Source organism: Albidovulum sp. (assembly GCF_008933605.1).
GTDB lineage: Bacteria > Pseudomonadota > Alphaproteobacteria > Rhodobacterales > Rhodobacteraceae > Albidovulum.
Genome location: NZ_WBUS01000086.1, coordinates 1 through 14491, shown reverse-complemented (window position 1 = coordinate 14491; position 14491 = coordinate 1). Strand labels below are relative to the sequence as shown.

The window sequence follows — 14491 nt, the reverse complement described above, 5'->3', positions numbered from 1 at the left end:
TCCAGGTCTCGCAACCCGAACCTTCTCCGAAGATCGGCGATGACCGCCAGCGTCACCCGCGGCCGCGCGCTGCGCTACGCCGGAGGCTCCGCGCGCGGCCTCCTACACCATGTGCTGGGACACTGCCATCCTTCGGGGCGGACGGACGGCGCGTCCCAAAGGAGCGCGCACACGTCACTTGCAGATCTATTGCACTATCCGCTCCCGCGAAGTCCTAGGAAATCCCGTCGAGTGGCATGGGGATGCCATCTGGCGCCACCGAAGAGAACCGTTAGGGGCTCCTCTCTTCGTGGAGACCAACCGGTCGTCCGCAGGAGGCAGCCAATCTGGGATCTAGAAGTTCGGCCGAACGTTCTCCGCTGGCAGGAAGCCGCCACCGCAGGGAGCGACCGTCGCCTTAGGTGAGCGCACATCGCATGCCCAGGCCACCACTGCGACATCGTTGAAACCGGCAACGAAAGCTGGCGCTTCAAAAACCGCGCCTGAGCCGCTGGCCCGCGACGGCTGCGCAACTTGAAAAGCTACGCCGCCACGGGCCAGCTAACGTCACGCCAGAGGGGTCCCTTTTGCACGCCGATCAGGGGTCCCCATTCGATGCCAATTGACAGGTCGGCTCGGCCAGGGCTGAAAGGATAGCAACGATCATCTGGGCCACTCCACTTCATGCGCATTTGCGCATAGGCGGGCGATGGCCGCCGTGATCTGGATCAATCAAGGAAACTCCTCGGGATCCCGTGTCATGAAACCTTCACTGGACGCGCGCAAATGATTCCGGCATTCGGGAAATATGGAGCAGAATTGCGCCGCCCATGCCTTTGCCACCCTCGGCCATCCCGGCCGGCTGGCCGTCTTTCGCCTGCTGATGCGCTTGCCCCCCAGGGCGTGCGTCCGACCGAGATCGCCACGGCGCTTCGCCTGAGGCAGAACACGCTGTCGCATCACCTACCGCTGTGTCTGGCCACGGCAGGCGCCAAGGCACTCGCCAGCTGGCTCGCTGCCCGACGCCTCATCGCCTGAGGATCAACAGGGCGGCAGTGGCCAGCACTCCGACCCCTGCAGTCAGCCAGATCGCATGCAGGCCCCAGGCGCCCAGGGCTGCGCCGAACACCAGCGGTGCAGCCGCCTGCAGCGCGCGGGCAGGGGCATTCAGCCAGCCCAACCGCGCGCCATAGCCTGCCGATCCGAACAGGGCTAGCGGCAAGGTGCCCTTGGCGATGGTCAGTATCCCGTTCCCCGCCCCATGCAGAAGCGCGAAGGCATAGGCCGCCGGACCGCCGAAGGCCACGAGGCAGAGGGCCGCGACCGGATGTGCCGAGGCCGCCAGTCGTGCCGACGCCAGGGGATGGAAACGGCGCAAGAGGCCGAACTCCAGCACCCGTGCCGCCACCTGCGCCGGCCCGATGAGCGCACCCGCGGCGATCGCCATTGTGGTGCTGGCCCCGGCTGCCTGGAGCAGCCCCGGCAGATGCGCGGCCATGGCGGTCGAGTTGAACCAGGTCGCCGCGAAGACGAAGGCGAGCAGAGAGAGCGCCATGCGCGACGGCGGCGGCCCGTCCTCGACCGGTGTGCTCGCGGCGGCGATCCTTTCGGTGCCCTTCGGCAGCCAGGCGTTCAACGGCAATGCCACGACCAGATGGATCAGCGCCCAGCCGATGCAGGCTTCCCGCCAGCCCCAGGTCGCCAACATCAGCCCGGAGAGCGGCCAGCCGACCGTGCTGGCGAACCCGGCGATCAGCGTGATGCCGGTGATCGGCCCGCGCGCCTCCTTGCCATAGATCCCCGCTAGCGTGGCAAACCCCGCCTCGTAGAGGCCGATCCCCATGCCGAGCCCGATCACCGCCCAGCCCGCGAATAGGACCAACGGCGTCGGAGCCACGGCCAGCAGGCACAGGCCCGCTGCGAAGACAAGGTTGGACAGCATCAGCACCCCCCGCCCGCCAACGCCGTCGATCCGCGCCCCAGCCCAGGGTCCAACCATGGCCGAGATCACCATCGCCATCGTAAAGGCGCCGAAGACCCAGACCGGCGAGAGGCCGAGGTCTTCGGCGATAGGCACGGCCAGAACGGCGGGGATGTAGTAGCTCGAGGCCCAGCTGACGGTTAGGGAAGATCCAAGCGCGGTGACGATCAAACCGCGCCGCGCCGGAGACAGTCTTGAAATCATGATGATGTTTCGATCAGGAAGGGGCGGCGAGACTGCGCGCCTCGCCACGATGGCTCATGTCATGGAGGTCCAGAGCTGGAACAGCAGCCCCGAAGCGAAGGCCCCGGTCAGGGACAGGCCAATGTAGACCGCGAAGACCTGCGGCCGCGCCATCGCCCAGACGGCCATCGCCGCCGGGATCGATGTGACGCCCCCCGCGACCAGGAAGGCCATACCGGCGCCGGGCGCCATGCCCTGATCGATCAGACCGCCGACCAGCGGCAGCGCCGCGTAACCGTTCAGGTAGGCCGGGACCCCGACGAGCGTCGCAGTGACGATGGGCAGCAGGCCTTCGCCGCCAAGCGTCGCGGTCACCGTCTCCGCCGGGATCCATGCCAACATCAGGCTTTCGAGGACGAAGGCCAGAGTGAGCCACTTGGCAAGGAACATCGTTGTGGTCAGCGCCGTTCTGCCGAACTTTGCCCGGCGATCGGCGTCCGCCCAGAAGCGCCAGACGACAGGCCTGGGCGCCCGGATCTTCGCGCCACCGCAGCCGCCGTTGCCGATCCCCTCGCGCAACGGATCAGCGAAGGCGCCGCCCTTCATCATCAGATGCACCACCGTCCCGCCGAAGACGCCCAGCCCGATGGCGGCGACGCTTTTGGCCACCGCGAACTCGAGGTCCAGCACGCCTGTGGTCAGCACGAACATCGACGGGTCCATGATCGGTGAAGCCAGCCAGAAGGCCATCACCGCCGATAGAGGCACGCCCATCGCCAGAAGCGCCGCGATCAGCGGGATCACCCCGCAAGAGCAGAAAGGCGATATGCCCCCCGCCAGGGCGCCGAGCCCGATCATGAGAATGGGCGCGCCGGTGAAAGCCTTGGCGATCAGGTTGTCGGCGCCCGTCGCTCCCGCCCAGGCGGCGATGGCGATTGACAGGATGAGGAACGGCGCGGTGTTCAGAAGCGCTCCTCCCGCGAAAAGCGCGCTCTCTATCGCCTGGCCGCTGTTGAACAGCGCCAGCGCCAAGAGGATCGCGGCAGACGTGAGCCATACCCGCTGGTCTTGCCAAAGATGGCGCAGCGTGGATCGAAGTCCGGGTCCTGCGAGCGTCGTGTCAGTCATCACCAAATCTCCGGAATTATAGCTGTTTCAAGGCAAGAAAAAGAGCGCATGGGTCTCATGCTGCATCCTCCGAGGACCGAACCACTACGCCTGCGCAGCATTCGGATGTCAGGAAACCGACAAGCGCGTGTATCGCGGGAAAATCGATCCGATTGAACACCTCACGCCCGTGCTTGTCTTGCAGCACCAGGCCGGCGTCGACCAGCGTCGACAGATGATGCGCAAGTGTCGATGACGCCAGCCCCAGATGCTCGCCGATATCGCTGACCCGCAGCCCCTCGTCCCCCGCCTTCACCAACAGGCGGAAGATCGACAGGCGGGCATCGTGGCCTAGGGCGGCAAGGGCGCGGGCTTTGGGGCTTACCGTAGTCATACCGTAAAAATACCCATAAATCTAGTTTTGTAAATGATTCGACGGACGAGAATGCAGGGGATCGCGTGCGGAGCAGCCTAGTCGGTGTCCGCTCCTTTGCACACGATGAGCCCGCTGTGGTATTAGCCCAATGGCACGGCTCCTTGGGAGGGCCGCAGGCTGGCAACTCTGCAGTGCTGCCCCACTACGCCATGTCGCGAGGGATGTAAGCGATGGCCCCCCCCGACGGCATCGATGAGCCAAGGTGGCGGATGTTGAAGCACTGCTACGGAGCGGGGGCGTCCACCCCATCGCTTACGTTCAGAGCTCAAGTGCGGCGCAAGTTCATCGACATCCACCGATCGCAGGGGCTCCCCAGATCGCGAAATATGCCAACGGTCGGATGGCGCGTTCCGGTAAGCGGGCGTCGCGCAGACTGGGGAACAGATGCTATTTGAGGAGCAATCATTCGTGTATCGTGGTCGTCAAGCACCTCGGGATCCCAGGACGCCGAGCGTGAGACGATCAGGTCCATGGCGTGCCGACCCGGAGAGGGAGGAAGGAACGCCGGCGCTGTAGCGACTTGTGAAGACCGTCTCGGGGTCAGGAATTGCTCGATCCTTCGGGGCAGACGGACGGCACATCCCAAGGGTGCGCGCGAACAGTGAGCTTGCAGAACACTTGCAGGGCCTTCAGGATGGAAGTCCTAGGAAATCCCGTCGAGCGGTATGGGGATGCGTTCTGGCGCCACCGAAGAGAACCGTTCGGGGCTCCTCTGTCGCACTTTGGACCGCAGCCAAGACTTGAGCGTCTTCAGAGGATATTAGTCAGACGTCGGCGACCAAGCGAGCCAGACTGGACCGGGGTCGCCGCAGGTCCAAGTGGAGCGCAACGATGCGGAGCGCCGCGCGTCGTCGCGATGCACTGACACACGCGCTGAGCCTCATGATCAGGGTCGTCTGATCGGTGTCTGTGGACACGTCGCCAACCTATTCGCTTCGCACTAGCCGAGGGTAAGGGGCGACCTGCCGAGGCGGCAACGGATTGCGCGCCCAGACCCTTCTCCGTCACACTGTCGCTGGTGCGACAACCCAGATGACCTCGCAGGGGTCATCGCCGACCGTCCAGAAGCGCACCATCGTCGTGGACGGGAAGGCGAAGCTGTCGCCGCAGTTGACCACAAATTCGACGCCGTTCAGCTCAAGACCTAGAGTCCCGGCCAACACGATTCCGCATTTGCCACCCTCGGCGTTGCTGTAGGGCTCTCCTGACGAGGCGCCAGGCTTCAGCAGGAAGCGCAGCATCTGGATCGTCGGCTGAGTGTCGGGAGTGAGCAGTTCTTTGACTAGGTCGCCGTCGTGGTAAGTCAATGACCGGCGAGCGCCAACCGGAACGATGTATTCGGCCGCCTGGCTCTCCTGCTCGCCGTCACGATGAAACAACCAGTTAACCGGCATGTCCATCGCAGTGCAGATCGCGCGGAGGGTCTTGATTGAGGGCGCGGCAAGCCCTCGCTCGACCTGGCTCAGCATACCCACCGAAATACCCGCAGGCTCGGCGACCTGCTTGAGTGACAGGCCACGCATCTGCCGGCGCAGGCGTAATGTCTCGCCGACTTGGCGGGTGTCGCTTTGCGCTTCCAGAGGACTTGGATCGATCTGCACGAGGCCCACTCCTTACGTCGGATCACGGGAGAAGTATAACAAGACTATGATGAATTGCACTACACTTAAATTGCTTGACCAAAATTTTAACCATGCCATACTAAACTCGTGAGTTGTCGAGTCTGCGCTGGGTTGCGAGCCCGGGCCACAAGACCTCTCATAATCGAAATTTCATGGTTTCGGGAGGAAACTTCATGAAGGTGATCGGGATTGCGACCTTGTGCGCCATCGTGGCAGCACCTGTCGCGGCACGGGACGTGACTATTGCCGGCTGGGGGGGTAACTACCAAGATGCCCAGCGGGAAGCCTACTTCAAGCCCTTTGCTGCGAAGTCCGGCGCGAACTTCACCGAGACGACCTATCTCGGTGGCCTGGCCGAGATCAAGGCGATGGTGGACACGAACAACGTGAGCTGGGACTTCCTCATCATGGGCGGATCCGAACTGCAGCTTGCCTGCGACGAGGGCCTGCTGGAGCCGCTCGACTGGGAGGCGATCGGTGGCAAGGACGACCTCCTGCCGGGTGCGGCGATGGATTGCGGTGTCGGCAACGTCGTCATCGGAAATGGCTTCGCCTACAACTCCGAAGTATTCCCGACCCCGCCTCAGGACTGGAGGGACTTCTTCGACCGCGACAAGTTCCCCGGCAAGCGGGGCGTCAACAACACGCCGCAGTTCAACCTGGAATATGCGCTGATGGCTGACGGTGTGCCGCCGGACCAGATCTACGAGGTGCTGGCGACCCCTGAGGGCGTGGACCGAGCCTTCGCCCAGTGGGACAAGATCAAGGACCTGCTGCAATACTGGGAGTCAGGCGCGCAACCTGTTGAATGGCTCGCCTCGAACAATGTGGCGCTGTCGACCGCCTATAACGGCCGGATCATCATGGCCAAGCGCGAGGGCAAGCCGCTTGAGTTCGTCTGGAAGAACCATGTCGTGAACATGGACGGCTGGGCGATGGTCAAGGGTTCGCCCTACAAGGATCAGCTCACCGAATTCATCCAGACCGTCAACGATCCTGAGAACCAGGCAAAGTTCTCGTCGCTGATGCCTTACGGCCCGTCGAACACGCTTGCCGCGACGCATTTGAGCCCCGAGATCGTTGCCGGCCTGCCCGCCGGCGACAATATCAAGGAAGCGGCCTTCATGTCGGACGCCTTCTGGATCGACCATCTCGACGAACTGCGTGAACGCTGGAGCCGCTGGTCAACCCAGTAATCCCAACTTCCCTCCGGCGGCACCGCCGCCGGAGGCCCGCCCCCAGGATCATCCAGATGCACGCATCGCCCCGAAGACCGGGCGGAGCACGACTGGCAGCTCTTGTCCTGCTGGTCCTTCCGCTGGCCATCTACAGCTTTCTCTACTTGATGCCGATCGGCTCGATGGTCGCGCTCAGTGTCGACAACGGCGAATTGGGGCGTAGCCTGGTTGCGTTCCGCGATGCCGACCGCTCTGACGCCAATGCACGTGCTGCCGCGCTTCTGACCGACATGCGGGCGATGGATGCTGGCACGCAGGGGGCGACGGCCCGTGGGCTGAACCAGAACCTGGCGGGGTTCCGGTCGCTTTTTCTCAACACGGCGCGCAAGTCAGGCGACATCGAGCCGACGATGGCCGGTTTGGTCGCCTTCGATCCACGTTGGGCGGAGGAGCAATACTGGCAGGTGATGGAACGGAACACCGCCCCCTTCACTTTGCGCCACTTCGGCCAAGCGACCGGATTGGTCCTGGACGACAACGGACGGCTGACGGCGGGCGGTGACGATATCTACGTCCAGATCATGTGGCGCACTCTCGTGATCGCGGTGCAGGTAATGTTCGTCACCCTGCTGATCAGCTATCCGCTTGCCTACGCCGTGGCAAACGCGCGGCCCCGTTTCGCGGCCTTCGTGCTTGTTGCAGTCCTCTTGAGCTTTTGGACCTCGATCCTCGTTCGCACGACGGCCTGGGTGATACTGCTCCAGACTTCGGGACTCGTGAACGCCTTCCTGCTCTGGACCGGGGCCATCGCCGAACCGCTCCAACTGATCTTCAACCGCTTCGGGGCGATCGTCTCAATGACGCATGTGCTGCTGCCCTTCGCGATCATTCCCATGATGAACGTGATGCGAACTATCCCGAAGTCGCAGGCGGACGCTTCTCGCAGCCTCGGTGCCGGACCGATCGAGACCTTTCTCCGGGTCTATTTCCCCCAGACAATTCGAGGCGTCGCGGTGGCCGCCGGAACCGTCTTCATCCTCGCACTCGGCTTCTACATCACTCCGTCGCTGACCGGGGGACCGCGCGACCAGATGGTGTCGTTCTACATCGCGGCCTTCGTGAAGGAATCGCTCAACTGGGGCATGGCCTCGGCGCTGTCGGTGCTGCTGCTGGGTGCGGTCCTGGTGATCGTGGCGATCTACGGCGCGGCCCGCTGGGCCATGGCGCGATCGGGAGGGCGGGCCTGATGTCACGCGTCATATTTTGGGGATCGGTTCTCTTGGCGCTCGCCTTCCTGATCGTGCCTCTCGTCCTCGTGCTGCCGCTTGCATTCAATGAGGGGTCGTTCCTGACCTATCCGATGGACGGCTTCAGCCTCAAGTGGTTCGCGGAGATTTTCACCCACGGCCAATGGACCCGGGCCTTTTGGAACAGCCTGCGCATCGCCTTCGGCGCAATGATCGCGGGCGTGCTGATCGGCGGCCTCGCCGCGACCGGAGTGATGTTGACGGGGCGCGCGCTGCAGATCGTTCTGACCGGCCTCTTCGTCTCGCCGCTAGTCGTGCCCTCCATCGTCGTCGGCGTGGCCTTCGCCTATGCCTTCGGACGAATGGGGCTTTCGGGCAGCTACTGGGGGCTCGTTCTGGCCCATGCGATCCTCGGCGCTCCACTGGTCTTCCTGTCGGTGATGACTTCGCTGCGCGGCCTCGATCCAGACCTCGACCTTGCCGCGGCATCGCTCGGGGCGTCGCGCAGCCACCGGTTCTGGCACGTGACGCTTCCACTTGCAGCGCCGGGTTTCCTAGCAGGGGCGCTGTTCGCCTTCACCACCTCTTTCGACGAGGTGGTCGTGGCGCTCTTCCTCGCCTCGCCGGAATCGACGACGCTTCCGGTGGCGCTCTTCGCCGGGCTGCGCGATCGACTCCAACCGACCATCGTCGTGGTGGCGCTGCTCCTGTCGCTCATCAGCTTCGCGCTGCTCTGGCTGATGTGGTGGCTGCAATCGCTCGGCCGCCCGCAGAAACACTGATCCTGACGGAGATCACGGGATGTCCTTCCTCGAAATTCGCAACATCGACAAGTTCTACAGCGCCATGCAGGCCCTTGCGGGTGTCTCGCTCAGTATCCCGAAGGGCAGTTTTGTCACACTCCTCGGGCCGTCGGGATCGGGCAAGACCACGTTGCTCAAGATCCTCGCCGGGTTCGAAGGCGTTTCGGGAGGCCAAATCCTCCACAACGGACGCGACATCACCGACCTGAAGCCGGAGAGGCGAAACTTCGGGCTGGTCTTCCAAGGTTATGCGCTCTTTCCGCACATGTCCGTATTCGACAATGTCGCCTACCCGTTGCGGGTTCGGCGCAAGAGCAGAGACGAAATCGCAGCCAGTGTAACGGCGATTCTGGACCTCGTGCATCTCGGTGCGCTGTCCCGGCGCAAGCCGCATGAGCTCTCGGGCGGCCAGCAGCAGCGCGTCGCACTGGCACGGGCGCTGGTATTCGAGCCGGACCTCTTGCTGCTCGACGAGCCGATGTCCGCACTTGACAAGAAACTGCGCGTCGACCTTCAGGACCAGCTGCGCGACATCCACCACCGGCTTGGCACGACTTTCATTAACGTGACCCATGACCAGGAGGAGGCGATGCACATGTCCGACATGATCGCCGTGATGAACCATGGTCGTATAGAGCAATTCGACACCGCCCACCGGCTCTACCGACGCCCCAATTCGCGGTTCGTCGCGGATTTCGTGGGCAAGTCCAATATTTTCGACGGCGTGATTCAGTCCCGCGGGGCGGCGGCAGAGTTCGTGGCAGACGCGTTTCGCCTGCCCCTGCCTCGCGAGGCGAAGGTTGTATCCGAGATCGTGATCCGACCTGAGGACATCCGCATCGCGCGTGCGGATTGTGCCGGCGCCGCGGCGGGAGATATCCGGCTCGAGGGGACGGTCGCGGCCTCGACCTATTCCGGGGACCGCGCGCTCTATTCGATCGCCTTACCGAGCGGGCGGACGCTTCTCACCTACGGTAGCGCGCGGGAAGGCGCTCTGGAACCCGGCGTGCCGGTGGCGGTCGCGTTCGACACCAAGGATTGCATTCTGCTCCACTGAAAGGAACCTTCGCGTGAGCCACCTCAAATATGCCCACACCGGCAATCTCGGCACCGGGGAACCGGGTCGGCCCGATCCCGACCTGGTAATCGATGGTTCGCCGCATTTTATGTCCTGGCCGCTGATCGACGCGCCCGCCATGTCCGGCATCTGGGCCGCGTCGCCCGGCCACCACCGCGTCATCCGCGGACAAGACCTTGTCGAGACCTTCTACATTCTGGACGGCGAGATCGAGCTTTACGAGGAGGGCACCGCGCTACCCAAGCGCTTCGGGCCGGGAGACCTGGTGGTGCTCGAACCCGGCTTCCGCGGCAGCTGGAAAACCATCAGCGCCATGCGGAAGGTCTATTTCACGTCGAAGATCTGATCACCTGCCGCGCGCCCCACGAGGAGGCCCGCGAGCATTCAGGCTTTTGGAGGAACATGATGAAGACCACGCCATTCTGGTGGGAAGCCGCCGAGCCGCAGCACGGCGAGCGTTCCTTCGACAGGACGAGCTGCGACGTGCTGATCGTCGGCTCGGGCTATACCGGTCTTTCGGCCGCGATCACACTGGCCGAGGCCGGCGTCACCGGGATAATGGTCGTCGACGCGATGCGTATCGGCGAAGGGGCGAGCTCCCGCAACGGCGGCCAGATCGGTAATGCGGCGAAATTCACGCTGGCCCAAGCGACGGCGCGTTTCGGCGAAAGACGTGCACGGGAGATCATGGAGGACTACGCCGCCTCGATGCCGTTCATGCTCCGCCGCGCCGCCACGTTGAGCGATGGGATCGACCTCAGCCTTTGCGGAAGCGTGGTGGGCGCACACACCCGTAAGGATATGGCAAAGCTCCACGAGCTGCGCGACCGGCTGGCGCCCGACGATCGCAAGAACTACGAGATCCTCGACGAAGGGCAGGTTCGCCGCGCCGTGAAGACCGACATTTACCGCGGGGCAATGATCCGGCACGACCAAGGCTCGATCCATCCGGCAAAATATGTCCGCGCACTGGCCAATCGCGCGCGGGAGCTTGGGGTCCGGATCTTCACCGGATGGCGCTTCAGCGGTGCCCGGCGGATCGCTGAGGGGCACTTAGCACGACTCGCGAATGTGCAGGACGGGACGACTACCGAACTTCAGGCCGAAAAAATCCTCCTGGGTGTCAACGGCTATGCCGGCCCCGAAGTGCCTTGGCTGCGCCGGCGCACGTTCCCGGTCCAGAGCTACATGATCGCCACCGAGGAAATGCCGGTCGATCTGCTCGAGCGGCTGATCCCCGGCAACCGGATGGTCGGCGACACCAAGCACGTTCTCTACTATTTCCGCCGGTCGCCGGACGGAAAGCGCATCCTCTTCGGTGGGCGGGCGAGGTTCCGGAACTCGACCGAGGAACAGGGCGCTGAGGGACTCCGCCGGTTCATGGAGCATACCTTCCCTGAGACGCGCGGAGTGGATCTTACCCACGCCTGGCATGGCAACGTTTGCTTCGCCCTCGACTTCTGCTCGCACGCCGGCCGAATGGACGATGGCATCTATTACGTGTCGTGCTGCAACGGTGGCGGGATCTCGAACCAGACGCATCTGGGGCACCGCATCGCCGAACACATGCTGGGTCGGCCGAACACGGACCGGGGCGTGATCGGCAGCCATTTTCCGAAGCTCCCGTTCTACAATGGTAATCCCTGGTTCCTGCCGATGGTCGGCACTTGGTATCGGTTCCTGGACCGGAGTGCGCGCTGGCTCGACTGAGGCGCTCCGGAGTTACGCATATGTCCTCGAATGTAGCCGCGGTAAGCTGCCGCGACACCAGCGGCGCCGGCATCCTGATGATGATGCTGGCGATGGCTTTGGTGCCGATGATCGACGTTCAGGCCAAGCATCTGGTCGTTGGCGGAATTCCGGCGATGCAGGTGATCTTCCTTCGAATGATGTGCGGAACTATCCTACTGCTCCCGGTTATGGTCGCCGGCCGGCGGGAGGAGATCATTCCACCGGACGGTCGGATCAATGCCGTTCTCCTCGGCCTCTTCAGCATCGGCGCGGGCTTCTGCTTCTTCGGGGCGCTTGAGCATCTCTCGATCGCCGACACCGTGGCGATCAGCTTCGTTCAGCCCCTCTTCGTCACGCTGCTGTCCCGACTTTTCTTGAAGGAGACCGTCGGGCCTGCGCGCTGGATTGCCCTTCTTTTCGGTTTTGGCGCAACCCTCGTCATCATCCGACCAAGCCATGGCGCGCTCGAACCCGGGAGCCTGCTTGCACTCGCCTCGGGTGCGGCGATGGCCGGCTACGTGATCCTGGTGAAGAAGGCCACGCGCGGCAGTCGCCGTCTGTCGCCGCTCACGCTTACATTCCAGACTCATTTCATGGCGGTTCTGGTCGGCGCGCCTCCAATGGTCCTACTCTGGGTCGGCCTCACCCCCGCGCAATGGTGGATGGTGCTGGGGATGACGCTATTCGGTCTCGTCGGCCAGTATCTGATCATCAAAGCCTACGAATCCGCCGATGCCTCTCTCGTCGCTCCATTCGCCTATCTGGAGATTGTCACTTCGACGGCTGCGAGCTGGCTGTTCTTCTCACAGGTCCCGGATCACATCACGTTCATCGGCGTCGCAATGCTTGTCTGCAGTTCAGTCTTCATCGCATGGCGGCGGTAGGTGTTTCCGACCGATTTGCAGATGGGCTGTCCGCTTCTCCACCTGGCGCGTGGTGAACCACCCCGTCACTGACACTGGCCGGGGCCGGTGACGGGGCAAGTCTAGCAGAGCGCAGATACAGAAGGGTCAGGACTCGTTCTTGGTTCATTGCCAGAACATGACGGTAGCGGCGAGGGCGACCGCTGAGAGGAACACCTTAGGGCATCGGTCGTAGCGGGTGGCAACGGACCTGCCCCTCAAACGCATCACTGAGACGGTGTGGAGCTCCCGCCGACCGCGTGCTCTGCAAGATCCGACATCACATCCGCCGCGATTTCGAACGACCGCAGGCGCGCGGCATGATCGTGGATCTGACCGGTAAGGATGATCTCGTCGGGGGCGTAGCGACGGAGAAGTCCCGCGATCTCGGATCGGACCGTCTCCGGCGATCCGGTGGCGCAGATCGACAGGGCCTGCTCGACGGTGCGCAGCATGACAGCGTCGACATGGTCCTCGATCCGGTCGACCGGCGGCGGCAGCAGCCCCGGGCGCCCGCTGCGGAGGTTGGCGAAGGCTTGCTGGACGGAGGTCTTGAGGTGGTGCCCATCCCCGTCGCTGGGCGCAGCAAACACGTTGATCGCCATCATGCAATGCGGTTTCTCAAGATATTGCGACGGGCGAAACGTGGATCTGTAGATCGCCATCGCCTCCGACAACGCGTCCGGTGCGAAATGCGACGCGAAGGCATAGGGCAGGCCCAGATGGGCCGCAAGTTGTGCGCCATAGAGGCTCGACCCGAGGATCCAGACGGGCACATGAGTGGCCGCACCGGGAATGGCCCTGACGCGCGCATCGGGCGGCGGGTCGCCGAGATAGCCGATAAGTTCCACGACGTCGTTGGGGAACCCGTCACCCTCCTCCAGTGAACGGCGCAGCGCACGGGCCGTGACCATGTCGGTGCCCGGCGCGCGCCCGATTCCAAGGTCGATCCGGCCGGGATGGAGCGTCGCGAGCGTGCCGAACTGCTCGGCGATCACCAGCGGCGCGTGATTGGGCAGCATGATGCCGCCGGCGCCCACCCGGATGGTTTCGGTGGCACAGGCGACATGCGCCATGACGACCGTTGTCGCGGCACTCGCGATGCCCGGCATGTTGTGATGCTCTGCCAGCCAGTAGCGATGGAACCCCCAGCGTTCGGCATGACGCGCGAGGTCGAGCGTGTTTCTCAACGCGTCCGCCGTCGTCCGCCCCTCCGGGACCGGTGCGAGATCGAGAAGCGAATAGCGGATCATCGCGTATCCTCCCGTGTCACCTCGTTGATGTAAGTTCGCACACAGTCCTGGACATGCCGGAACCGGTCGCCGCCGAGCTGCTTGCCGCCATACCAGCGGGTGACCACGACGAGATGGTTGCGCAGCTCTGCACGCTCGAGCATTCGCAGGATCACGGCCCCGGCGCCGCTCTCTCCGTCGTCGTCCTTCAGCGGTCCCGCATCGCTCAGGAACCCCCAGGAATGGTGCGTTGCTTTCGCGAACTTCTTCCTGCGCTTGAGGTCCGAGACGAACGCCCTTGCCTCCGTCTCGGAATGACAGGCGCCGCCCGAGACGGCGTATCTGGAGCCGCGATCGCTGATGACATTCTCGAGAACAAGCATGGGCATGACGTAGCCGCTCGACGGTGACGCGGCAACCAGGACCGGGACGGCGCGCCCCTGGCGCAGCGCGAGTCAGGGGACGCGAATCGGCAGAAGCACACTGTCTCCCGGTTGCGACCATGACAAAATCTTAGGGAAAACGTGACGGCTGCGTGGCGCACTCGATTGCCAGCCGAGCCAATTCCGCACGCCTTGATCCATTGTCCATGAACAACCTGCAGGACTTGCCGAACTAGACAGGTTCGCGTGCCTTTGCCCCTGTGCGATACTCGCAAGCGTGTGTTTTTATGGGGTTACGAGTGCAGTCGAGTGTCAAGAGTGCGGATGTGTTTCCGGAATTGGTCCCGCCTGACGAATTCGATCAGGCGGAACCGCCGCTGATGGTCCGGGTCATCACCAGCGTGTTCAGCCCCCTCGGAAGAACGTTCCTGCTCGGCGCGGTGGCGGCTGGTGTCCTGATCACCTGCTTCGGCTGACCGGCTGGACCTCGGCACCGATGGGAGGCAGTGTCCCAGCACATGGTGTAGGAGGCCGCGCGCGGAGCCTCCGGCGTAGCGCAGCGCGCGGCCGCGGGTGACGCTGGCGGTCATCGCCGATCTTCGGAGAAGGTTCGGGTTGCGAGACCTGGA

15 protein-coding genes and 1 pseudogene are annotated in these 14491 nt (G+C 63.8%); 9 read left to right on the top strand and 7 right to left on the bottom strand.

Annotation, left to right across the window (positions count from 1 at the left end):
* The first annotated feature begins 882 nt into the window (after positions 1-882).
* Positions 883-1017: a hypothetical protein gene (locus F9K34_RS19060; protein ID WP_366557889.1), complete on the top strand. Its 135-nt coding sequence runs from the start codon at positions 883-885 to the stop codon at positions 1015-1017.
* Here the strand turns inward: F9K34_RS19060 and F9K34_RS11980 are convergent.
* From F9K34_RS11980 to F9K34_RS11965, 4 genes are all read right to left on the bottom strand, one after another.
* Positions 1007-2056, bottom strand: coding sequence for an MFS transporter (locus F9K34_RS11980; RefSeq protein WP_436405741.1), 1050 nt, complete (start codon positions 2054-2056; stop codon positions 1007-1009). The genes F9K34_RS19060 and F9K34_RS11980 overlap by 11 nt on opposite strands.
* Positions 2057-2218: 162 nt before the next feature.
* Complete coding sequence (locus tag F9K34_RS11975) at positions 2219-3271, bottom strand: permease (protein ID WP_291337203.1); 1053 nt, start codon at positions 3269-3271, stop codon at positions 2219-2221.
* Between the two features lie 55 nt (positions 3272-3326).
* Complete coding sequence (locus F9K34_RS11970; protein WP_291337202.1) at positions 3327-3644, bottom strand: ArsR/SmtB family transcription factor; 318 nt, start codon at positions 3642-3644, stop codon at positions 3327-3329.
* 1046 nt (positions 3645-4690) lie between these two features.
* The gene (locus tag F9K34_RS11965) at positions 4691-5287 is read right to left on the bottom strand and encodes a helix-turn-helix domain-containing protein (protein ID WP_291337201.1); all 597 of its coding nucleotides are present in this window, start codon (positions 5285-5287) and stop codon (positions 4691-4693) included.
* Between the two features lie 194 nt (positions 5288-5481).
* Here F9K34_RS11965 and F9K34_RS11960 point away from each other — a divergent pair, with 194 nt between their 5' ends.
* The 7 genes from F9K34_RS11960 to F9K34_RS11930 are packed head-to-tail and all read left to right on the top strand — an operon-like array spanning position 5482 to position 12229.
* On the top strand, positions 5482-6504 hold the full coding sequence (locus F9K34_RS11960) for an ABC transporter substrate-binding protein (RefSeq protein ID WP_291337200.1): 1023 nt from the start codon (positions 5482-5484) through the stop codon (positions 6502-6504).
* A gap of 56 nt (positions 6505-6560) precedes the next feature.
* The gene (locus F9K34_RS11955) at positions 6561-7733 is read left to right on the top strand and encodes an ABC transporter permease (protein WP_291337199.1); all 1173 of its coding nucleotides are present in this window, start codon (positions 6561-6563) and stop codon (positions 7731-7733) included.
* On the top strand, positions 7733-8515 hold the full coding sequence (locus F9K34_RS11950) for an ABC transporter permease (RefSeq protein WP_291337198.1): 783 nt from the start codon (positions 7733-7735) through the stop codon (positions 8513-8515). Before F9K34_RS11955 ends, F9K34_RS11950 begins: the two co-directional genes overlap by 1 nt.
* A 19-nt stretch (positions 8516-8534) precedes the next feature.
* Positions 8535-9593 (top strand): ABC transporter ATP-binding protein, encoded by a 1059-nt coding sequence (locus F9K34_RS11945; RefSeq protein WP_291337197.1) that lies wholly within the window; start codon positions 8535-8537, stop codon positions 9591-9593.
* Between the two features lie 13 nt (positions 9594-9606).
* The gene (locus F9K34_RS11940; protein WP_291337196.1) at positions 9607-9960 is read left to right on the top strand and encodes a cupin domain-containing protein; all 354 of its coding nucleotides are present in this window, start codon (positions 9607-9609) and stop codon (positions 9958-9960) included.
* A 59-nt stretch (positions 9961-10019) separates the two neighbouring features.
* A complete protein-coding gene (locus tag F9K34_RS11935) occupies positions 10020-11324 on the top strand; it encodes an NAD(P)/FAD-dependent oxidoreductase (protein ID WP_291337195.1) in 1305 nt (434 codons plus the stop codon).
* Between the two features lie 20 nt (positions 11325-11344).
* On the top strand, positions 11345-12229 hold the full coding sequence (locus tag F9K34_RS11930; protein ID WP_291337194.1) for a DMT family transporter: 885 nt from the start codon (positions 11345-11347) through the stop codon (positions 12227-12229).
* A 144-nt stretch (positions 12230-12373) separates the two neighbouring features.
* On the opposite strand, the pseudogene F9K34_RS19115 reads toward F9K34_RS11930, so the two are convergent.
* From F9K34_RS19115 to F9K34_RS11920, 3 genes and pseudogenes are all read right to left on the bottom strand, one after another.
* Positions 12374-12460 (bottom strand): annotated as a pseudogene (locus F9K34_RS19115) (IS5/IS1182 family transposase); the annotation flags it as partial.
* Positions 12461-12474: 14 nt separating this feature from the next.
* Positions 12475-13500 (bottom strand): LLM class flavin-dependent oxidoreductase, encoded by a 1026-nt coding sequence (locus tag F9K34_RS11925; RefSeq protein WP_291337193.1) that lies wholly within the window; start codon positions 13498-13500, stop codon positions 12475-12477.
* Entirely contained in the window at positions 13497-13862 is a 366-nt protein-coding gene (locus F9K34_RS11920) for a YigZ family protein (RefSeq protein ID WP_291337192.1), read from the bottom strand. The genes F9K34_RS11925 and F9K34_RS11920 overlap by 4 nt, the downstream gene beginning before the upstream one ends.
* 338 nt (positions 13863-14200) lie before the next feature.
* Here F9K34_RS11920 and F9K34_RS11915 point away from each other — a divergent pair, with 338 nt between their 5' ends.
* The gene (locus F9K34_RS11915; protein ID WP_291337191.1) at positions 14201-14338 is read left to right on the top strand and encodes a hypothetical protein; all 138 of its coding nucleotides are present in this window, start codon (positions 14201-14203) and stop codon (positions 14336-14338) included.
* The last annotated feature ends 153 nt before the right edge of the window (positions 14339-14491 follow it).

Coding starts and splice junctions, on each gene's coding strand:
- F9K34_RS11970 (WP_291337202.1), bottom strand. CDS start 3,644: ATGACTACGGTAAGCCCCAAAGCCCGCGCCCTTGCCGCCCTAGGCCAC.
- F9K34_RS11920 (WP_291337192.1), bottom strand. CDS start 13,862: ATGCTTGTTCTCGAGAATGTCATCAGCGATCGCGGCTCCAGATACGCC.
- F9K34_RS11930 (WP_291337194.1), top strand. CDS start 11,345: ATGTCCTCGAATGTAGCCGCGGTAAGCTGCCGCGACACCAGCGGCGCC.
- F9K34_RS11945 (WP_291337197.1), top strand. CDS start 8,535: ATGTCCTTCCTCGAAATTCGCAACATCGACAAGTTCTACAGCGCCATG.
- F9K34_RS11960 (WP_291337200.1), top strand. CDS start 5,482: ATGAAGGTGATCGGGATTGCGACCTTGTGCGCCATCGTGGCAGCACCT.
- F9K34_RS11950 (WP_291337198.1), top strand. CDS start 7,733: ATGTCACGCGTCATATTTTGGGGATCGGTTCTCTTGGCGCTCGCCTTC.
- F9K34_RS11975 (WP_291337203.1), bottom strand. CDS start 3,271: ATGACTGACACGACGCTCGCAGGACCCGGACTTCGATCCACGCTGCGC.
- F9K34_RS11955 (WP_291337199.1), top strand. CDS start 6,561: ATGCACGCATCGCCCCGAAGACCGGGCGGAGCACGACTGGCAGCTCTT.
- F9K34_RS11925 (WP_291337193.1), bottom strand. CDS start 13,500: ATGATCCGCTATTCGCTTCTCGATCTCGCACCGGTCCCGGAGGGGCGG.
- F9K34_RS11935 (WP_291337195.1), top strand. CDS start 10,020: ATGAAGACCACGCCATTCTGGTGGGAAGCCGCCGAGCCGCAGCACGGC.